General features: G+C 64.5%; 18 protein-coding genes. 8 read left to right on the top strand and 10 right to left on the bottom strand.

Going from position 1 to position 19,764, the window contains the following annotated elements:
* The first annotated feature begins 17 nt into the window (after nucleotides 1–17).
* On the top strand, nucleotides 18–332 hold the full coding sequence (locus O7A60_RS02940; protein WP_149902611.1) for a ferritin family protein: 315 nt from the start codon (nucleotides 18–20) through the stop codon (nucleotides 330–332).
* 37 nt (nucleotides 333–369) lie between these two features.
* Here O7A60_RS02940 and O7A60_RS02935 read toward each other — a convergent pair whose 3' ends face one another.
* Nucleotides 370–3,081, bottom strand: coding sequence for an ATP-dependent helicase (locus O7A60_RS02935; protein WP_337104949.1), 2,712 nt, complete (start codon nucleotides 3,079–3,081; stop codon nucleotides 370–372).
* 257 nt (nucleotides 3,082–3,338) lie between these two features.
* On the opposite strand from O7A60_RS02935, the gene O7A60_RS02930 reads away from it, so the two are divergent.
* Complete coding sequence (locus O7A60_RS02930) at nucleotides 3,339–5,654, top strand: glucose/quinate/shikimate family membrane-bound PQQ-dependent dehydrogenase (RefSeq protein ID WP_337104948.1); 2,316 nt, start codon at nucleotides 3,339–3,341, stop codon at nucleotides 5,652–5,654.
* A 28-nt stretch (nucleotides 5,655–5,682) separates the two neighbouring features.
* Here O7A60_RS02930 and O7A60_RS02925 read toward each other — a convergent pair whose 3' ends face one another.
* Entirely contained in the window at nucleotides 5,683–6,117 is a 435-nt protein-coding gene (locus O7A60_RS02925; protein ID WP_337104947.1) for a hypothetical protein, read from the bottom strand.
* Between the two features lie 9 nt (nucleotides 6,118–6,126).
* Complete coding sequence (locus O7A60_RS02920) at nucleotides 6,127–6,282, bottom strand: hypothetical protein (RefSeq protein WP_337104946.1); 156 nt, start codon at nucleotides 6,280–6,282, stop codon at nucleotides 6,127–6,129.
* Between the two features lie 251 nt (nucleotides 6,283–6,533).
* Here O7A60_RS02920 and O7A60_RS02915 point away from each other — a divergent pair, with 251 nt between their 5' ends.
* Nucleotides 6,534–7,421 (top strand): dienelactone hydrolase family protein, encoded by an 888-nt coding sequence (locus O7A60_RS02915; RefSeq protein ID WP_337104945.1) that lies wholly within the window; start codon nucleotides 6,534–6,536, stop codon nucleotides 7,419–7,421.
* Here the strand turns inward: O7A60_RS02915 and O7A60_RS02910 are convergent.
* Nucleotides 7,418–8,359 (bottom strand): EamA family transporter, encoded by a 942-nt coding sequence (locus O7A60_RS02910; protein ID WP_337104944.1) that lies wholly within the window; start codon nucleotides 8,357–8,359, stop codon nucleotides 7,418–7,420. The genes O7A60_RS02915 and O7A60_RS02910 overlap by 4 nt on opposite strands.
* 89 nt (nucleotides 8,360–8,448) lie before the next feature.
* Here O7A60_RS02910 and O7A60_RS02905 point away from each other — a divergent pair, with 89 nt between their 5' ends.
* Nucleotides 8,449–8,928 (top strand): Lrp/AsnC family transcriptional regulator, encoded by a 480-nt coding sequence (locus O7A60_RS02905; protein ID WP_337104943.1) that lies wholly within the window; start codon nucleotides 8,449–8,451, stop codon nucleotides 8,926–8,928.
* Between the two features lie 27 nt (nucleotides 8,929–8,955).
* On the opposite strand, the gene O7A60_RS02900 is transcribed toward O7A60_RS02905, so the two are convergent.
* Both O7A60_RS02900 and O7A60_RS02895 read right to left on the bottom strand, forming a co-directional pair.
* The gene (locus tag O7A60_RS02900; RefSeq protein WP_015317249.1) at nucleotides 8,956–9,153 is read right to left on the bottom strand and encodes a hypothetical protein; all 198 of its coding nucleotides are present in this window, start codon (nucleotides 9,151–9,153) and stop codon (nucleotides 8,956–8,958) included.
* 261 nt (nucleotides 9,154–9,414) lie between these two features.
* Complete coding sequence (locus O7A60_RS02895; RefSeq protein ID WP_337104942.1) at nucleotides 9,415–9,894, bottom strand: thioesterase family protein; 480 nt, start codon at nucleotides 9,892–9,894, stop codon at nucleotides 9,415–9,417.
* A 102-nt stretch (nucleotides 9,895–9,996) separates the two neighbouring features.
* Here O7A60_RS02895 and O7A60_RS02890 point away from each other — a divergent pair, with 102 nt between their 5' ends.
* Nucleotides 9,997–11,418 carry an FAD-binding oxidoreductase gene (locus tag O7A60_RS02890; RefSeq protein WP_337104941.1) on the top strand — a complete coding sequence of 474 codons (1,422 nt, stop codon included), beginning with the start codon at nucleotides 9,997–9,999 and terminating at the stop codon, nucleotides 11,416–11,418.
* Nucleotides 11,419–11,466: 48 nt separating this feature from the next.
* On the opposite strand, the gene O7A60_RS02885 is transcribed toward O7A60_RS02890, so the two are convergent.
* Nucleotides 11,467–11,976 carry a DinB family protein gene (locus O7A60_RS02885; RefSeq protein WP_337104940.1) on the bottom strand — a complete coding sequence of 170 codons (510 nt, stop codon included), beginning with the start codon at nucleotides 11,974–11,976 and terminating at the stop codon, nucleotides 11,467–11,469.
* Nucleotides 11,977–12,090: 114 nt separating this feature from the next.
* Here O7A60_RS02885 and O7A60_RS02880 point away from each other — a divergent pair, with 114 nt between their 5' ends.
* Together O7A60_RS02880 and O7A60_RS02875 are read left to right on the top strand one after the other, a co-directional pair.
* A complete protein-coding gene (locus O7A60_RS02880) occupies nucleotides 12,091–12,687 on the top strand; it encodes a TetR/AcrR family transcriptional regulator (RefSeq protein WP_337104939.1) in 597 nt (198 codons plus the stop codon).
* Nucleotides 12,688–12,811: 124 nt separating this feature from the next.
* Nucleotides 12,812–13,330 (top strand): hypothetical protein, encoded by a 519-nt coding sequence (locus O7A60_RS02875; RefSeq protein ID WP_337104938.1) that lies wholly within the window; start codon nucleotides 12,812–12,814, stop codon nucleotides 13,328–13,330.
* A 32-nt stretch (nucleotides 13,331–13,362) separates the two neighbouring features.
* Here the strand turns inward: O7A60_RS02875 and O7A60_RS02870 are convergent, their stop codons facing one another.
* The gene (locus O7A60_RS02870; RefSeq protein ID WP_337104937.1) at nucleotides 13,363–14,349 is read right to left on the bottom strand and encodes a Dyp-type peroxidase; all 987 of its coding nucleotides are present in this window, start codon (nucleotides 14,347–14,349) and stop codon (nucleotides 13,363–13,365) included.
* A gap of 133 nt (nucleotides 14,350–14,482) precedes the next feature.
* Here O7A60_RS02870 and O7A60_RS02865 point away from each other — a divergent pair, with 133 nt between their 5' ends.
* Entirely contained in the window at nucleotides 14,483–18,496 is a 4,014-nt protein-coding gene (locus O7A60_RS02865) for an AsmA family protein (RefSeq protein WP_337104936.1), read from the top strand.
* Between the two features lie 45 nt (nucleotides 18,497–18,541).
* Here the strand turns inward: O7A60_RS02865 and O7A60_RS02860 are convergent, their stop codons facing one another.
* On the bottom strand, nucleotides 18,542–19,423 hold the full coding sequence (locus tag O7A60_RS02860; RefSeq protein WP_337104935.1) for a sigma-70 family RNA polymerase sigma factor: 882 nt from the start codon (nucleotides 19,421–19,423) through the stop codon (nucleotides 18,542–18,544).
* A 23-nt stretch (nucleotides 19,424–19,446) separates the two neighbouring features.
* Complete coding sequence (locus tag O7A60_RS02855; RefSeq protein ID WP_337104934.1) at nucleotides 19,447–19,761, bottom strand: hypothetical protein; 315 nt, start codon at nucleotides 19,759–19,761, stop codon at nucleotides 19,447–19,449.
* Nucleotides 19,762–19,764: the final 3 nt, after the last annotated feature.

Raw genomic sequence — 19,764 nt, 5'->3', positions numbered from 1 at the left:
CGTTGAGGGAGGACGACATGGGTTTCGACCAGTATCACGAACCGCCGGAAGAACTGTCGCAGGAAGTGCGGACCTTTGCTCGCATGATCACCTCGCTGATCGAGGAGGCGGAAGCAATCAGCTGGTACGAACAGCGCATGTCGGTGGAGAAGGACCCGCAGGCCAAGGCGATCATGAAGAACGCGCAGAGCGAAGAGTTCAAGCATTTCGGCATGGACCTCGAATTCCTGCTGCGTCAGAAGACGGACTGGCGCGTGGAACTGAAGGAGATTCTGTTCACCACGGGGGATATTGTGAAGGCTGGCGAGAAGGGCGAGAAGAAGGTGGATTGAGGTGGAAAGCCGGCCTACGAGGCTAGCCGAATTCAACTCACACCGCCGCCACAAATCCATCCAGCACGCGTTTCTGGCCGGCTTTGTCGAAGTCGATGGTCAGCTTGTTGCCTTCGATGGCTGAAATATTGCCGTTGCCGAATTTCTGGTGGAAGACGCGGTCGCCGACGCTGAAAGCCGACGGCGTGTCGGAGACGGATTTGGCGACCAGTTCGCCGTCGATGGTGCGGCCCTTTACGCTGGTGCGGCCGGCGCCGTAGCCGGAGTCTGTCTCGCCATAGCCGATGCGTTCGACCTGATGGCCCGAGCGCGTGCCCCAGTTGCGGTCGGTCGCCTCGGTGCGGTTGGCCTGTGCGCGCTGCCAGCCCGGCGTCGAATAGGTGTTGGAGAAGGCGCCGGACTTTTCCCCGCCACCCGAATTGGCGCCGATATTGTCGAAGCGCGAGGCGCCATACGGGTTCTGTCTTCCTGCCCCTTGGCCGCCGCCACGGCCGGACGCGAACGAGCCGCCGCCATAGGGATTGCCGTAGCCGCCGTAGGAATTGCCGGCTTCGGCGACCTCGACATGGGCTTCCGGCAGTTCCTCGAGGAAGCGTGACGGGATCGTCGATTGCCACAGGCCGTGGATGAGGCGGTTGGAGACGAACCAGATATGCAGGTTCTTCTTGGCCCGCGTCAGGCCGACATAGGCGAGCCGCCGCTCTTCCTCCAGGCCTGAGCGGCCGCCTTCGTCCAGCGCGCGCTGATGGGGAAAGAGGCCTTCCTCCCAGCCGGGCAGGAAGACGGTCTCGAATTCGAGGCCCTTGGCCGAGTGCAGCGTCATGATGGAAACGGCATCGAGCCCTGCATTCTGCTCGGCATCCATGACCAGGGCGACATGTTCGAGGAAGGAGCGCAGCGATTCATACTCCTCCATGGAGCGGATCAGCTCCTTCAGGTTCTCGAGCCGGCCGGGGGCTTCCGCCGAGCGGTCGTTCTTCCACATGTCGGTGTAGCCGCTCTCTTCGAGAATGGTCTCGGCGAGCTCGGTATGCGGCGTGGTTTCCAGCGCCTTCTGCCAGCGCTCGAAATTGGCCGCGACCTCGCGCAGCGCGGCGCGGGGTTTCGGCTTCAGCTCGTCGCTTTCGGCAAGCGTTCCCGCCGCCTCCAGCATCGGGATGCGCAGGCTGCGCGCCGTGTCGTGGATCTGGCGGATGGTCGCTTCGCCCAGGCCGCGCTTCGGCACATTGACGATGCGCTCGAAGGCGAGGTCGTCGGTGCTGTTGGCGACGACGCGGAAGAAGGCCAGCGCGTCGCGGATTTCCATGCGTTCGTAGAAACGCGGGCCGCCGATGACGCGGTAGTTCAGACCGAGCGTGATGAAGCGGTCCTCAAAGGCGCGCATCTGGAAGGACGCGCGGACAAGGATCGCCATGTCGTTCAAATTATGCTTCTGGCGCTGGTAGGCCTCGATGGTTTCGCCGATGGCGCGGGCTTCCTCCTCCGAATCCCAGGCGGCGTGGACGTTGACCTTGCCGTCCTCGGGATCGTTGCGGTCGGTGAACAGCGTCTTGCCGAAACGGCCCTCATTGTAGGCGATGAGATGGGAGGCGGCCCCCAGTATGTGCGCGGTCGAGCGGTAATTGCGCTCCAGCCGGATGATGGTGGCGCCGGGAAAATCCTTGTCGAAGCGCAGGATGTTGTCGACCTCGGCGCCGCGCCAGCCATAGATCGACTGGTCGTCATCGCCAACGCAGCAAATGTTAACAGTGGTGCGGGCTTCGGTCGAAGAGCGCCCAATCTCCCCCGTTGTGGGGGAGATGTCGCCGGAGGCGACAGAGGAGGGCGCTGTCCCTCCGGCCTGTCGGCGCGAGGCGCCCCTCTCTGTCCTGCCGGACATCTCCCCCTCTAGGGGGGAGATTGGCTTGCCTTCCGGCCTTTGCGCCAGGAGGCGCAGCCACATGTATTGGGCGGTGTTGGTGTCCTGGTATTCGTCGACGAGGATGTATTTGAAGCGCCGGTGATAGTCCTTCAGCACATCGGGATTGGCGCGGAAGATGCGGATCGGGTGGCAGAGCAGGTCGCCGAAGTCGCAGGCGTTCAGTGTCTGCAGGCGCTCCTGATAGGCCTTGTAGAGTTCGCGGCCCTTGCCGTTGGCGAAGCTGCGCGCATCGCCCTCGGCGATGTCGGCCGGGCCCTGGCCCTTGTTCTTCCAGCCGTCGATCATCTGGGCGAACTGTTTCGCGGGCCAGCGCTTGTCGTCCAGGCCCTCGGCCTGGATGAGCTGCTTGATCAGCCGCACGACGTCGTCCGTGTCGAGGATGGTGAAGTCGGATCTCAGGCCGGCAAGCTCGGCATGGCGGCGCAGCAGCTTCACCCCGATCGAGTGGAAGGTGCCGAGCCAGGGCATGCCCTCGACATTGCCTTCGCCGATCAGGATGCCGATGCGCTGCTTCATCTCGCGCGCGGCCTTGTTGGTAAAGGTGACGGCGAGGATCTGCGACGGGAACGCCCTGCCGGTGGCGAGGATGTGGGCGATGCGGGTGGTCAGCACGCGGGTCTTGCCGGTGCCGGCGCCGGCCAGCACCAGAACCGGGCCTTCGGTGGTCTCCACCGCAAGCCGCTGCTCGGGGTTAAGCCCCCTCAGATAGTCCGGCGCGTTGTTTTGGCCGCCGCGGGCAGCCATGGCGCGCGCGGCAATGCCCGACGGGGCCGTGGGCCGCGCATCGGGTTCGTCGAAAAAGGGCATGTCTTCGGAAAAGCCGGACATCGCCCCCGAATGTAGTGATTCGGTAGCGAAAGACCAGAACTGTCTACGTTTTGTTCCGGTAAAGTGCCTGATACGGCGACTTGAGCGACATGGCGGCCGGCGTTGTGAACAACCTCAGGCGGAAGGGGTTGCTGCCGCGGACCCATGACCTACGCTTGACAGGCGCGGCGGTCGGGAGAAAGTTGCGCAGGGGGCAGCACACAATGCCGGGTTGCCCAAGGCCGCCTCATGCGCGCAACAGTCGAAGGAGTATCATCTTGGCTGTCACCATCACCTCCCTCATCCTCTTCCTCATCGGCCTGGCGGTCGGCGCCGGCGGTATCTGGTTGGTCTCGCTGGGCGGCAGCTGGTACTACATCATTGTCGGTCTCGCCTTCCTGATCGCCGCCTGGCTGCTCTACCGGCGCCGTTCCACGGCGCTCTGGCTCTATGCGGCAATCGTGATCGGCACGCTGGCCTGGGCGGTCTGGGAAACCGGCTTCGACTGGTGGGAACTCGGCCCGCGCGGCGGCATCATCGTGCTGGTGGCGCTGTGGCTGCTGACGCCGTGGGCGCGGCGGGGCCTTGCCGGTCCGGACGGCCGCGCGCCTCTGATCCTTGCCGTGCTGGCATCGCTGGCGGTGGCCGGCTATTCGATGACCACGGACCCGAAGGACATCGGCGGCGCGCTCGACCCCGACAAGGTGATTCCCAACGCCAATCTCGGCGGCGATGTGCCGGCGGGCGAATGGCACTATTACGGGCGCACGCAGTTCGGCCAGCGCTATTCGCCGCTCGACCAGATCACGCCGGACAATGTCGCCAATCTGCAGCCGGCCTGGACCTACCGCACCGGTGACGTGAAGGGCCCGGACGATGTCGGCGAGACCACCTACCAGGTGACGCCACTTAAAATTGGCGACACGCTCTATATCTGCACGCCGCACAACTTCGCCATCGCCGTCGATGCGGCGACCGGTAAGGAGAAGTGGCGCTACGACCCCAAGGTCAAGCTCGACAAGGACCGCCAGCACCAGACCTGCCGTGGGGTCTCCTATTATGCCGATGCCGCGGGCGCCGCCGGTCAGCCCTGCGCTGCGCGCGTCTACCTGCCGACCTCGGATGCCCGGCTGATCGCGCTCGACGCCGTCAACGGGCAGGTTTGCCCGGCCTTCGCCGAGGGCGGCACGCTCAATCTGTTGGCCAACATGCCGTATCCGAAGTCGGGCTATTACTACTCGACTTCGGCGCCGCTGATCGCGGGCGGCAAGATCATCGCCGGCGGCGCGGTCAACGACAATTATTCGACGCAGGAGCCGTCCGGCGTCATCCGCGCCTACGATGCGAGCACCGGAAAGCTGCTGTGGAACTGGGATTCCGGCAATCCGGACCAGACGACGCCGCTGCCGGCCGACCAGACCTACACCGCCAACTCGCCCAATATGTGGTCGACGCCGAGCGCCGACGAGAAACTCGGCCTGCTCTACGTGCCGCTCGGCAACCAGACGCCGGACCAGCTCGGCATGGGCCGCAGCGCCAATGTCGAGAAATTCTCCTCCTCGATCACCGCGCTCGACCTCAATACCGGGCAGTTGAAATGGGTGCGCCAGACCGTGCACCATGACCTCTGGGACATGGACGTGCCGGCGCAGCCGAGCCTGATCGACATCACCAAGGCTGACGGCTCCGTCGTGCCCGCCCTCGTCGGGCCGACCAAGCAGGGCGACCTCTATGTGCTCGACCGGCGCACCGGCGAGCCGGTCATCCCCGTCAAGGACGTGCCAGCGCCGGGCGGCGCCATCGGAGGAGATCACACATCGCCGACGCAGCCGGCATCCGACCTTTCCTTCAGCCCGCCGCCGCTGACCGAGGCCGATATGTGGGGCATCACCATGTTCGACCAACTGGCCTGCCGGATCGCGCTCCATAAATTGCGCTATGAAGGCCGCTACACGCCGCCCTCGCTGCAGGGATCGCTGGTCTACCCCGGCAATTTCGGCACTTTCAACTGGGGTGGCGTTGCGGTCGATCCGGTGCGGCAGGTGATGTTCGGCATGCCGACCTATCTCGCCTTCACGTCCAGGCTGATCCCCCGCGCCGACGTGCCGCCGCCGGGCGACACCAAGGGCAGCGAGCAGGGGCTGAACCGCAATGACGGCGCGCCCTATGCGGTGGTGATGGGACCGTTCCTGTCGCCGCTCGGCATTCCGTGCCAGGCGCCGCCCTGGGGCTATGTCGCTGGCGTCGATCTTCGGACCGGTACCATTGCCTACAAGCACCGCAACGGCACCGTCTACGACATGACGCCACTGCCGTTGCCGCTGAAGGTCGGGGTGCCCGGCATTGGCGGACCGATGATCACGGCCGGCGGTGTTGCCTTCCTGGGTGCCGCCGTCGACGACTATCTGCGCGCCTACGACCTGACATCGGGCAAGCAGCTCTGGCGGGCGCGGCTGCCGGCCGGAGGGCAATCGACGCCGATGACCTATACGGTCGCCGACGGGCGGCAGTTCGTGGTCATCGTCGCCGGCGGCCACGGCTCGGTGGGCACCAAGCCGGGCGATTATGTGATGGCCTACGCGCTGCCGAAATAGGCGGTGCCGGGGTTCGGCGATCCGACGATCAGCCGAGCCCCAGATGGGCCTTCAGGCTGGGCACCGAACCGAGCACCTGGTTGGTCAAATCGGGGCCGGCGGCGGCCTCGGCCTGCTGGACCAGCGTCTCGCCGGCCTTCTGGATCTGCGCCATGTCGAGGCCGGATGCCTTGAGCGCGGCGAGGCCGTTGACCAGTGCGCCGGCTTTCTCACCGAGAACGCCGCCAAGCGCGCCTTGCAGCGACGACAGGAAGCCGCCGCCGCCGGCCGGCGCGGCGGCCATGACGTCATATTGGTGCGCAAGGTCGTCGGCGCCGGGGATCTTGGCGAAAAACGAAGACGCGCTGGTGCCTTCGGCCTCGTGCTCCAGCACCGAGAAAATGGTGCCGACGACCTTTTCGGTCGTAGCCTGGTCAAGACCGGCCTTCTGCGAGACGGTGTTCACGATGTCCTGGACGTTCATGACTTCACCTCAACCTTGGGATTTCGTGTTTGCGCGCTGACGCCGGCGGCTGCGGACCTTGACCATGGACTTGCGGCTCGCCGCGACAACAGCCGCGCGCATCGCCAGAACGGCCGCCACTGCTGCCACAAAGGCGGTTGCCAGGATCGGCGAGGCCATGGTCATCGGTATTGTTCCTTTCAGATCGGGCCTATAGGACCGTGGCCGCCAAAGGCGGCCGGCAAGCCAGTTTCCCCCACTATTGTGGCAGCGCCATCAAGATTTGTCACCGATGACAAAAACGTGATGATCTTCCAGCCGACCGATTGGCGGCCGGGAGGACAGCGAGATGTCACGGTCCGGTGACTGGACGATGAGAGGCTCGCCCCTATCTTGCGCCCGGCAAGGACACCGAAGCCGAGAGAGCGAGGAAGCCGATGGCCAACGTCACCACCAAACCCGTCATCACCCAGGCGATGATCGACGCCTATGACGAATACACGCATCTCACGCTGGATCGCCGCCGCTTCATGGAGCAGTTGACCAGGCTTGCCGGATCGGGTGCCGCGGCCGCCGCGATCGTGCCGATGCTGGCGGCGAACTCCGCCCAGGCGGCGATCGTGGCCGAAAACGATCCCCGCGTGAAGGGCGAGGACATCACCTATCCCGGCAGCGGGGGCGAGATGAAAGGCTATCTGGTCAAACCGGCAAACCAGACCGGCAAGCTCGGTACCGTCATCGTCATCCATGAAAACAGGGGGCTCAACCCGCATATCCGCGACGTCGCCCGGCGCGTGGCGCTGGAGGGCTTCTTGGCACTCGCGCCCGATTTCCTGTCGCCGCTCGGCGGCACGCCCACTGATGAGGACAAGGCGCGCGACATGTTCGGGAAACTCGATGCGGCGCAGACCGTTGCCAACGGCGTGGCGACGGTCGCCTTCCTCAAGGCCGACAAGGACGGCAATGGCAAGGTCGGCGCCATCGGCTTCTGCTGGGGCGGCGGCACCGCCAACATGCTGGCCGTCAACGCGCCCGATCTCGCCGCCAGCGTCGCTTATTACGGCATGCAGCCCAAGGCCGCCGACGCGTCGAAGATCAAGGCTGCGCTGCTGCTGCATTATGCGGGCTTGGACGAGCGCACCAACGCCGGCATCGATGCTTTCAAGAAGGAACTCGACGCCGCGCATGTCGAATACACGGTCTATGTCTATGAAGGCGCCAACCATGCCTTCAACAACGACACCTCGGCGGCGCGCTACGACAAGAAGGCGGCCGACCTCGCCTGGGGCAGGACGATCGCCTTCCTCAAGCAGAAGCTGGCCTAGGCACGATCAGCCACTGGTTTGTGGAAGGCAACGCCGGCCACGACCAGCGCGATGCCGAGGCAATCGGTCGGGCCGGGAATCTGGCGCAGCACGACGATGCCGATCAGCGTCGCGGTGACCGGCAGCAGCGACTGCATCAGCGCAAAGCTCGCGCGCGGCAACCGCGCCATGGCGAGCTGATCGCAGATATACGGGATGACCGAAGAACAGATGCCAACGCCTATTGCCGCGATGAGCAGCGGCGGCGAGAAGAAGGCGGGCAGCGCGTCGGTGACACCGATCGGAAGCACGACAACGAAGGCGACCGCCATGGCGGCACCCAGGCCGGCGATCCCGTCGCCGGCGCCCGCGCGGGCGACACGGTGGCCAAGCACGATGTAGCCGACAAAGAGCGCGCCGTTGAGGAAAGACCAGAACAGCCCGACCGGGTCGCTGGACCATTTGACGTCAATCAACAGCAAGGTGCCGGTGACGGCGATGGCGAGAGCGGCCAGATTGCGGGCGCTCCTTAGGCCGACCAGCGCAATGCCGATGGTGCCGACGAACTCGATCGCCGCCACCAGCGAAATCGGCAAGCGGTCAAGCGCCAAGTAGAACGAGCAGTTCATCACCGCCAGGCAGGCGCCGAAGGCAATGAGCAGGAGCCGCGTCCGAGGGCCGGCACGGGCGAAGGTTCGCCAAGGGCGGGTCAGCGGCGCGAAGATCAGCGCCGCGGTGGCGATGCGCAGGCAAGCCATGCCGAGCACGCCGACATGCGGGAAAAGCAGCACGGCGAAGGCCGGCCCGAGATAGTGGAAGACCGCGCTGACCGCGAACCAGAGATGCGGCGGCAGTCTTGTCGCCAGCCCGGTGCGTGCGGGGCCGGCAAGGGCCGGGCGGACAGCCGTAGGGCTGACTGCGGTAAAACTGGAATGCGGTGCTTGCCTCGGGTCGTCCATGAGACCAGTATCGTAGCCGATCGTCCCGATTTATATGGATGATGATCCGCTTGTCCGATCATTTCTTCCCCGGAAGCAAGGAGTTTTCCATGAAACGCCTTCGAAGCGAAAATACCGACCTCGATGCGGCCGACATGAAGATCCTGCGCCTGCTGGAGAAGGATGCGCGCGCCAGCACGGCGGAACTGGCGCGCTCGGTCGGCCTGTCGGCGCCGAGTGTGGCCGAGCGCATCAAGCGGCTGCAGGAAAACGGGGTGATCGAAGCCTATTGCGTCAAGATCAATCCCGCGGCGCTTGGCCTGCAACTATCGGCATGGTTGCGCATCCGGCCGGTGCCCGGGCAATTGGCCGTCGTGGCCGAGATCATCCGCGACCTGCCGGAAATCGCGCAATGCGACCGGGTGACCGGCGAGGACTGTTTCATCGCGCTGGCGCATGTCGGCTCGGTCGCCGAACTCGAACGGGTGATCGACCGCATCATCCCCCATGCGATGACCAATACGGCGATCATCCAGTCATCGCCGGTGATCGCGCGCTCACCGCTGGCGGCGATCAGGCGGCAGCCGTGAAGCTGGGGATTTGATCCCTCCGCCTCGCTATGCATGGCCGCGCTTCAGGCGGGCGCGCTTCAGGATGCTGCGCCAGCGGATCATGTCGAATGGAATCGGTTCGTTGTTGTTGGCGATGTGAAAGATCTCGTTGTCGACATTCTTGAGCGAACGCCAGAAATCATAGTCTGATATGCGCGGATCGGCGGCCAGCCTGTCCACCTCGACCTTGATGTCGGTTTTCATGCACGTTCCTCGAACCGGCTTCGCCCCGCCGCCCGCTAAAACAACCCTTGTGCGGACGTTTTCGACCGCTCCGCTGAGTCGTTCAACGGCTCAATTGGCTTGTTCCCGTTAAAACCTCGGTAAGGTTAACGCCGGTGCGAACCCGCTTCAAGCGCGGGTGCCGGCGGTTATCCGAGGTTCTGCGATTTTGAGTTTCGGGTGTGGCTTTGAAGCCAGCCCGGTCTTCGCGCTAATGGGGCCGAGATGAATGCCGGCTTCGCCCTACTTGCGCTTGATTCCAATCGAGCGGCCGGCGCGTTCGGGCATCGGCAGCACCGAATGGGCGGCGCGCATGGCCTCGATCCTGGCCAGCACATCGGCCGGGAAGGGCGCCACCTTCGGCCCCGACATGTCGACATGCAATGACAAGGTCTCGGAAGTGGCGGCGAGCCAGCCATCGACATGGCGGATCTCCTGGTAGGCCCGCAGCCGCTTCTCGTCATGATCGATCAGCTGGAAAGAGACCATGACCTTGTGGTCCAGGTGCAGTTCCTGCACGTAACAGACATGGACTTCGGCGGTGTAGATGGTGAGCCGCCGCTCTTTCACATAGTCCAGCCCCATGCCCATCGCCTCGAATGCCTCGTCCGAGCAGCGGTCGAACAGCACGTTGTAATAGGCCATGTTGAGATGGCCGTTGTAATCGATCCAGTCCTTCTCGATGTCCATGGGCCTGGAGACGAAGGGCGCGGAGATGGACATCGAAACTTCCTTGTTCTGGTGCTGGACAGAGCGTGGTTGCGGAGACTACGCATCCATAGTCGCATAACAAGCATGCATGCTGGTCCATTCGCGGAGGATTTCATGGCCCTGAGCGACCTCAATCCGGTCGAACGCAACGAGGAAGGCATTACCGCCGTGCTCGGCATCCTCAAGCAGTGGCTGGGCGAGCGCTTCCAGACCGGACAGGCCATCCGCTCGCAGCACGCGCATACGACCACTTACATTCCGACGCAGGCGCCCGACGGCGTGGCTTTCCCCGAGACCACGGCCGAGGTGCAGGAAGTCGTGCGCGCCTGCGCCGCGCATCGCGTGCCGGTGATCGCGTTTGGCGTCGGTTCGTCGCTGGAAGGCCACACCAATGCGCCCGGTGGCGGCATCTCGGTCGATATGTCGCGGATGAACCGCATTCTTTCGGTCAATCCACAGGATCTCGACTGCACCGTCGAACCCGGCGTGACGCGTGAGGATCTGAACCGGCATTTGCGCGACACCGGCCTGTTCTTCCCGATCGATCCGGGCGCCAATGCCTCGCTCGGCGGCATGGCGGCGACGCGGGCCTCCGGCACCAATGCGGTGCGCTACGGGACGATGCGTGAGAACGTGCTGTCGCTAACCGCCGTCATGGCCGACGGCGAGACGGTGACGACCGGCAAACGGGCGAAGAAGAGTTCGGCGGGCTATGATCTGACCCGGCTGCTGGTCGGCTCGGAAGGCACGCTCGGCATCATCACCGCGCTGACCTTGAAGCTGCAGGGTATTCCGCAGGCGATCTCGGGCGGCGTCTGTCCGTTTCCGAGCGTCGAGGCGGCCTGCAACGCCGTCATCGCGACGATCCAGATGGGCATTCCGGTGGCGCGCATCGAACTGGTCAATGCGCTGCAGATGCGGGCGATGAAGACTTATTCCAAGCTCGACTATCCCGAGAGCCCGTGCCTGTTCGTGGAATTCCATGGCAGCGATGCCGGTGTCGCCGAGCAGGCCCAGACCTTCGGCATGATCGCGGAAGAGAATGGCGGCGGGCCGTTCCTGTGGACCAGCGTCGCCGAGGAGCGGACGAAATTGTGGAAGGCGAGGCACGACGCCTACTGGGCGTCGCTGACCTTGCGGCCGGGCGCCAAGGGCCTGTCGACCGATGTCTGTGTGCCGATATCGCGCTTTGCCGAATGCGTCATGGAAACCGAGGCCGATATCGCCGAGATGGGGCTGATCGCGCCGATCGTCGGCCATGCCGGCGACGGCAATTTCCACGTGCTGGTGCTGATGGATGTGAACGATCCCAAGGAAATCGCGCTGTCGGAAAAATTCGTCGCGCGGCTCAACATGCGGGCGATCGCCATGGAGGGCACCTGCACCGGCGAGCACGGCATCGGCCAGGGCAAGATCGGCTTCCTGCGCCATGAACTCGGCCATGGCGTCGACATCATGCGCACCATCAAGCAGGCGCTCGATCCGCTTGATATCATGAATCCCGGTAAGATACTGCCGGACCCGACGCAGCACTAGCTGGAGGGCCGGCACAGGGCTGGCATCTCCACGCCCGGATACCCCTGCTCACATTGATGCGCGGCGTGCGGGCTCGGCCTGGTGGAGATAGCCCGTGAACGTGTCAGGGGAAGACGGCTTCGATAGCTGGGTCACCATGCGGCCAACCTCGCCACGATGATAGGCACCGTGGGTTATGACGTGCGCGAGCATCTCTTCGCGCGACATTTGTCCCGAGGCGCCGTCAGTAAAGCTGAAGGTGATCGTCTCCGCCAGTTCTTCCGGTTCCACCTGTTCGACATAGCGGAGGTACCAGCGGTCGGTTTCGATGATCGCCTCGGACAATTCGGCGAGCTTCGGCGTGCTGCTGGTGCCCGTGTCCCGATAGCCGTGCGTCCTCTTCTGGATGTTCGACATAAAGATCCTGTCGACGACATGCGCGTGATTGATGGTTTCAAGGATCGCGACGAGTTGCTCGTCGGTCACGTCGTTTTCGACGTCGGCCAAAAGAGCGAGGAGTTCATCATCAGCCCAGGATTTGTAGCCGAACAGGGATAGAAGCAGTGTCTTGCTGCTCATAGTGGCCTCTCATTGACTTGCCTGTTGCGCTTCTTGAATAAATGTGAGCGGACATTCGCATTTTGGTGAAAAAGCCTGACCATGGCTACTCGCGTTCCCTTACGGCATGAAAGCGTGCGCAAAGCACCACGGCAGCAGCGTTCCCGCGCGACAGTGGATACCATCGTCGAGGCCGCGGCTCGCGTTCTGGCGCGGCGCGGCTGGGCGCATTTCACCACCAATGAGACGGCTTCGGCCGCCGGTGTCAGCGTCGGCTCGCTCTATCAGTATTTCCCCAACAAGCTGGCGCTGGCGGAGGAGATCCGCAAACGCCACCTCGATGCAGTGCTCGCCGCCATATCCAGTTCAGATGAGCGCGTCGGAGCGGGCATGCTCGAGCAGCGCGTGGCGAAGCTGATCGACGGGGTCGTCGCTGCTCACAGTGTCGATCAGCACCTACACCGCGTCCTGCTCGACGAAGTGCCACTTGCCGCCCGCTCGACGCAGGATCAGTTCGAAGCGGAATATCTGCGCCGCTACCAGGTCGTGATTGCATCCGCCTCAGGCAAGCCCGATCCCGAGCGCGATGACTTTGCCGGGCGCGTGCTGTCGGGCGCGGTCGAAGGGGTCGTGCATGCCGCGGCGCGACATGGCGAGCTTGATTCGCCGGCATTGCGAGCGGAGCTCATAGACTTGGTCTGCGGATACCTGCGCCGCCGAACCGCGAGTTGATTGGCGCGGCATCGGCGTCGTGCGGGCGCGTCGGAAGGCTTCTTGACCGCTGCGGTTTTGGGGCAGAGACTCAGCGCTCAATAGGCTTGGAGCCAACAAGGCGTGCCGGCTGAGGAGGACTGTCATGGCTATTTCACGCAAGGAAGAAGCGCGCGCGCTGAGCGCCGACGAACACGAGATGGTGGAGAAGTCGCACCATCCGGCGGTGCAGGAGCTTTCCGACTCCGACCTTTCCGGCCTGGTCAAGCTGCTGCGGGAGCGGCGCGACAAGGCGCAGACCGAAGCACATCGCCGGCGGCGCGAGATACGCGGCAAGGGCGTGGCGAAAGGTGCGGCACCCTCGAAGGCCGACGGCGGCTCGCAAATGAAGCTCGCGGTGCTGGCGATGGCGATGCGGCGGTTGAACGGCGAGGCCGAACGGCGCCGGCAACTGGCGGCGCGCATTTCACTGGTCGACAACGCGCGCAAGGCGCTGGCCCTGAAGCAGAAAGCCCCGGACGGTCCCGCGCACAATTCGCGCACGGCGCACAAGGGAATGCGGGCCGTGGCCAACCGGAAGGTTCCAAGTCTGGTTCGACCGGCGGAACTCGGCCGCCAGCGCAAGGCGGCCAAGGTGGCTCAGGCAAAGCGCGACGCACGTTGAAGGGCCGCGGATAGAAGCCGCCAGCCGCTGCTCTACTGTGCAGGGCGAAGCTGCTCCTGGGCGTCCTGCACAAGCGTCTGCAGCATGGGGCGGGTCGGGGCAAAGAAGGTCGTGCCGGTGTGCGGCGTAGAGACATCGAGCAGCCGGTCGTAGGCGCCCGGCGGATCGCCGACATACATGCGCTGCAGCATTTTCTCGGTGACCCAGAGATACCTGCTGTAGCCGATGAAGTAGGTTCCGAACTCGTTCTGCCCTGGCCTGCCGAACGGCATGTTGTCGCGCAATATGTCGTATTCGTTGCCGTCGGCATCTTCGATGGTGGCCAGCGACTTGTGCGATTTGCGGGGCGCGTCGTCGTCATCGATTTCGATGTTGTCGATCTTGGTGCGGCCGATGATCGCCTCCTGCTCGGGAGTCGGAATGCGCGCCCAGGCCTGCATATCGTGCAGATATTTCTGGACCACGACATAGCTGCCGCCGGCGAAGTCGGCATCCTCGTCACCGACCAGCGCCGAGGCTGGCAGATCGAGGCCGGTCGGGTTTGCGGTGCCGTCGACAAAACCGAGCAGGTCGCGGGCATCGAAATAACGAAAGCCCGTCACTTCGTCGACGACGGTCACGCCGGGACCAAGCCTGTCGAGCAGGATACGTTCGAATTCGAAGCACATGTCGGGCCGCTCGGCGCGGATATGAAAGAGCAGGTCGCCCGATGTTGTTGGCGCCGAATGGACCGCGCCCTTGATCGGCGCGAACGGCTTCAGCTCCAGCGGTCGCCGGCCGGGGCTGAGCCGGTCCCAGAGATCGCTGCCGATGCCGGCGATGCACGACAGGCGCCCGCCAAGATCGCGGAATCCGACAGTCTTGACCAGGTCGTCGAGTTCGCCGAGCACGGAGCAAACCCTGGCCAGGGCCGGCTGTTCGCCGGCGACGGTGACGACAAGGAAAATCGCCGACTGCGATAGCGGGGCCTCGACACTCTGCGCATCGATCGGCACGCGATCCCAGTTCTTGCCCGACATCCGAGAATCTCCGCTTTTTCCAGAATTTGTTTCAGATCGTCCGACGTGACGCAACACAGGATGAATTGCCTCTTTATCGACACGCGGATGCGGGTAGAGTGCGGCAGAATTTCAATCAACCTGTTCGGAGCGGATGCTCGCACGCCTGTTCGTGATCTTCGGTGGCCTGTTCGTGCTGGTGCTGCTTGCGGCGCTGGTGGTGCCGTACTTCGTCGACTGGACCGGCTACCGCGCCGAGTTCGAGCGCGAGGCAAGCGCCATCCTCGGCCGCAAGGTCACCGTGCAGGGCGACGCCACGGCAAGGCTGTTGCCGTTCCCCTCGGTGACCTTTTCCAACGTCGCCGTCGCCGGTGGCCCCGACGGCCAGCCGGCCATGACCGTCGAGACGTTTTCGATGGATGCCGAACTGGCGCCCTTCCTGCGCGGCGAGGTGCTGATCTTCGACATGCGGCTGGTGCGGCCGAAGGCGACCATAGACATCGCCGCCAATGGAACCGTCGACTGGGCGATGCGCCCGTCCTCACCCTTCGACCCCGGCCAGATTTCGATCGAGAAGCTGACGGTGACGGAAGGGCAGGTCGAACTGCGCCATGCCGCAGGCGGCCGCAGCCACATCTTTTCCGACATCAACTCGACCATTTCGGCCAAGTCGCTGGCCGGCCCTTGGCACATGGACGGCACGTTGCGGCTGGACGGGTTGCGGACCACGGTCGCGGCGTCGACCGGCAAGGCCGAACCCTCCGGGCAGATGCGGTTGCGGGTGAAGGCGGACCCCGATGCCTATCCGCTGGTCATCGAGACCGACGGCAATGCCGGCATCGTCAACGGCGCCGCCGGCTATTCCGGCCAGTTCAAGATTTCGGGTGCCGACAAGAATGGTGCTGGCAAGAATTCAGCCGAGCTGCGCGGCACGGATGGCGAGACGGTCAAGGTCAGCGCCGGCAAGCCCGATCCGGGATTCCGGCTGAACGGCAAGTTCTCACTCGACCACCAGAAGCTTGGCGTCGATGAATTCCGTTTCGAGACCGGTCCGCTCGAGAATCCCTACACCGCCGACGGCAAGGCTTCGGTCGATCTCGGCCAGAAACCGAGCTTCGCCATCGAAGCCAATGGCGCGCAGGTGCAGTTCGACGAGGCGGTGGGTGCGCCGGCTGGCGCGGGCCTGACACTGGACCAGCGTATCGCCGGGCTCGAACAGGCGCTGCTCGATCTGCCGAAGCCGACCATTCCCGGCACGGTCGAGGTCAAGCTGCCGGCGGTGGTGGCCGGCGACACCACGGTGCGCGACGTTCATCTTTCCGCCGAGCCGGTCGGTGACGGCTGGTCGGTGAAATCACTGGCCGCGACCTTGCCGGGCCGCACCAGGCTGGAAGCCGATGGCAAGGTCATGCTCAACGTGCAGGGCCATTTCGGCTTCACCGGCTCGTTGCTGCTGGCCGTGGCGCAACCTTCGGGTTTCGCAGCCTGGCTGTCGAAGGATGTGGACGAAGCGATCCGCCGTCTGCCTGCCGCCGGGTTCAAGGCCAAGGTCGATCTCTCGGAAAACCATCAATCCTTCAGCGATCTCGAATTGATCCTGGGCAAGGCGAAGTTTTCCGGCCGCATCGATTCCAGCCAGCCTGACGACGCAAAGCCCTCGGTGCTGATGCGGCTCGAGGGCGGTGATCTCGATGTTGACGGGCTGGCGGCTTTCGCCTCGATCTTCGTCAGCGACAAGGGCGCCAACCGTTTTGCCAGCAGCGACCTCGATTTCCAGATCAAGGCCGGCCCGGTCAGCGCCGGTGGCTTGACCGCCGACACGGTCGATACCGCGCTCAGGCTGCGGGACGGGCTGCTCGAAATCGACAGGCTTTCGGTCGGCGGACTGGCCGGTTCCTCGATCAGCGCCACGGGCCGGATCAAGGATTTTCCGGCGAGCCCTACCGGCAAGCTCGACGCCTCGGTGGTCGCGGTCGACCTGAAGCCGCTGATCGATGTCGCCGCGCAGCACTATCCTGACAATGCCGTGCTGAAGGGGCTCGCGGGCCGCGCCGCCGCTTATCCCGACCTGTTCCAGGATGCGCGCATCGACCTCGTGGCCAGTGCGGCCGACAATGGCGATGGCACCACGGGCCTGGCGGTCAGCGGGCAGGGCAAGGCCGGCGGCTCGGCGTTTTCGGCGTCGCTGTCGGGAAGGGGCGCGGTGGACAAGCTTGCCGACGCGCCGGTGACACTGACTTTCACGGCCAGGAACCCGGACGCAACCGCCTTGCTGGCACTCTATGGCCTGCCGGCGCTGCCACTCGGCATGCTGGGCGAAGCAAGTACCGATATCCAGGCCAAGGGCACGTTTGGCGGCGGCCTGGCGACGAGCTTCAGCCTTGCCGGTAACGACTTCAAGGCCGGCTTCGAGGGAACGGTCGCGGACACGCCGCAAGGTCCGACGGCCAAGGGCAAGGTCAATCTCGACGCCTCCGACATCGAACCTTGGCTGATGACGACGGGCGTTGGCCTGCCCGGCATGGGCGCCGGCATGTCGACATCGCTGGCCGCGCAGGCCGATTACGGCAATGGCCTGCTGGTGCTCTCCGGGCTCAGCGGCGCCATCGACGAGGCGGCTGTTTCCGGCGACATCAACCTCGATATCAAGCAGGGGGTCGACGGCAAGGATGGCGTGCCGCATCTGGCCGGTGCGCTGGCGCTCGACGAACTTGACCTCGATCCGATGGCGGTGGCACTGTTTGGCGATTCCGCTTTTCTCTTGGACAAGAACGGCGCCGGCAAGAGTGACAATGCCGACAAGAGTGAGGCCGACAAGAGTGAGAAGGCCGGTGCATGGCCGTCGGCGCCGTTCAGCCAGAAGTCCAGCCTGCCGTTCACCGCCGATCTCGACCTGACCACGGCTTCGCTTGCCGCCGGCCCGTTGGCCACCGCCTATGACGCGGCCTTCTCGCTCAAGCTCGACCCGGAAGGCATTCGGGTCGCCGACCTCAAAGCCAAATTCCTCGGCGGGGCGCTCTCCGGCCTGTTCGAGTTGAAGAACAATGAGGGCACCGGGCTTTTCACCGGACAGATGAAACTGGCGGGTGCCGACCTGGCTGATGTGTTGCCGAATGCGGGCATCGGCGGCAGTGGCGATTTCTCGACGACGCTGTCGACCAGCGGCAAGTCGGTCGACGCGATGATCGCCGCTCTGTCGGGATCCGGCACGGCGACGCTGAAGGGCTTGCAGATCGCCGGCGTCAATCCTGATGCGTTCGGCGCATTCCTCGCCAAGGCGGATGCGATCGGCCGCGATATCGACGCGACCAAGACCGCTGGCTTCGTGCCTGACATCGCAGCCGACGGCAGCTTCGCCGCAAAGGACGCCGAGGTCGCCTTCACGATTGCCGGCGGCACGCTGCGAGCGCCGCCGATCAGCCTTGAAAATCCGGCGGCGACCTTGTCGGCCGACATCACGGCCGACCTTAATGCCAGCACGGTTTCGGCCAAGGGCGCGGTCACCTATCGGCCCGGCGACGAAGCGCTGGTCGGCTCCGAGCCGGTCGTGAATTTCACCGCCGAGGGGCCGTTCGGTGCCGTGAAGCGGCAGTTCGACAGCGAGCCGCTGGCGCAGTTCCTGACCCAGCGCGCGCTGGAAAAAGAACAGCAACGCGTCGAGGCGATGCAGGCCGCGCTGCTGGAGAAACAGCGGCTGCGGCGCGAGGTGCGCTACTACGCGGCACTTCAGGATGCCCGCGACAAGGCCGCGGAAGAATTGCGCCAGCAGGAGGAAGCGGCGCGCCTGAAAGCAGAAGCCGACGCCAAGGCGAAAGCGGAAGCCGACGCTCAGGCCCAGGCTGAAGCGGATGCCAAGGCGAAGGCCGACGCGGAAGCGAAAGCCAAGGCGGATGCAGACGCGAAAGCCAAGGCCGATGCCGAGGCTAAGGCGGCGGCGGAACAGCAGGCAGCGGACGAGGCGGAGAAGGCGCAGGCCGAGCAGGAGCGCCAGAAGGCGGAGGAGGCGATGCGCATTGCCTCTCAGGAAAAAGCCAGGCTCGAAGCCGAGCGCAAGGCGGCGGAACAGGCGCCCAAGGCCGAGCGGGTGCCCGCCAACGACAATCCGCCTCCGGCCAAGCCGAAAGCCAATCCGTTCACTGTCGACAATCTGCTGAAGTCGCTGCAGTAGGCGGTAGGACTGGGCTTTCCGGTTGCTCGCCGTCTGGCAATCGTCTCAAAGAAGAAACGTTTCGGCGCCGTCAGCGACGTATCTGGCGTGGCGGAAGTCGCGGATGGTGGCAAGCTTGTCGCCCTGCCAACCCAGCAGGATGAAGTATGTCGGCGCTGCCTTCGGGTCGTTGGGATCGCGCACGAGGATTGCCGGACGGTCTTCGACGAAACCAGGCGCGAAATGCCAATCCTGCACCCGGGAATAATTGCCGAAATAGGTTGCCACCTCCTTGCGGCCATTCAGCCTTGCCTTGCCAACCAGTTCCAGCCGCACTTCGTCGGCCAGCATATCCCGCACGGCGTCGAAATCGCGGGCGTTGAAGCGATCGACATAGGCGTCGAGCAACAGGCGCTCCGATGCACTCAGCCTGGGAACAGGACGATCGTCCTGTTCGTCGGCGATCTCACGCAACCGGCCTCGGCCACGGTGCAGCGCGGCCTTGATCGCGGGGATGCTGGTGTCGAGCATGGTGCTGATCTCCTGCAGCGAATAGCCCAGGACGTCCATCATGATGACGCTGCTTCGTTGCGCGACGGGAAGGCGCATGAAACTGTGCAATCCGGCTGCCGCGGCCTGCCGGTCGGCGATGGAATTTGCCGGGTCGGCGATCATGTCCGGCTCCTCGTCGGAGAAGGCCCTCTCGCGGGCGCGGCGGCGCAGGAAATCGAGCGCCGCATTGTGGGCGATGCGGAACAGCCAGCCTTCGGGATTGGCGATCGGGCCGGCATTGAGCAAGGCCTCGAATGCCTTGGCCAGCGCCTCCTGCAAGACGTCCTCGCCATCGACGACCGAGCCTGTCATGCGGGCGCAATAGCGGTGCAGCTTGGGGCGCAATTCGCCGAACAAGCGGTCGAAAGGCTCGCGGACTTCGCCTTGACTGTTCATGCACCGGCCGTTCTTGACGTGGTTTATTCAGGCTGCTCGTCCAGCATCCGATAATGGCCCACCACTGTCATCACGTCACGATGCGGCGGTTCGATGCAGCGATCCCTGATGCCATTTTGGAAGGCCTCGAAAGCGGCAAGCCCGGGGATGACGTCGGCATGCTCGTCGGTTTCGATCTCGACGAGATGGACGAAAGTGCCGTCGCCGGAGCGCCAGGTCATGTAGCGAACGCCTTCCGGCGATTTGCCGCGCAGTTCCTCGAACACGGCCTTGACTAGGCGCTCGTTCTCGTCGGCCCGGTCCGGCTTCGTCTTGTAGCGTATCAAATGGTGTTTCATAGC

Origin of the sequence: Mesorhizobium salmacidum (SeqCode), from assembly GCF_037179605.1 — a bacterium.
GTDB classification, from domain to species: Bacteria; Pseudomonadota; Alphaproteobacteria; order Rhizobiales; family Rhizobiaceae; genus Mesorhizobium; species Mesorhizobium salmacidum.
This window is presented reverse-complemented; position numbering and strand designations above follow the sequence as displayed.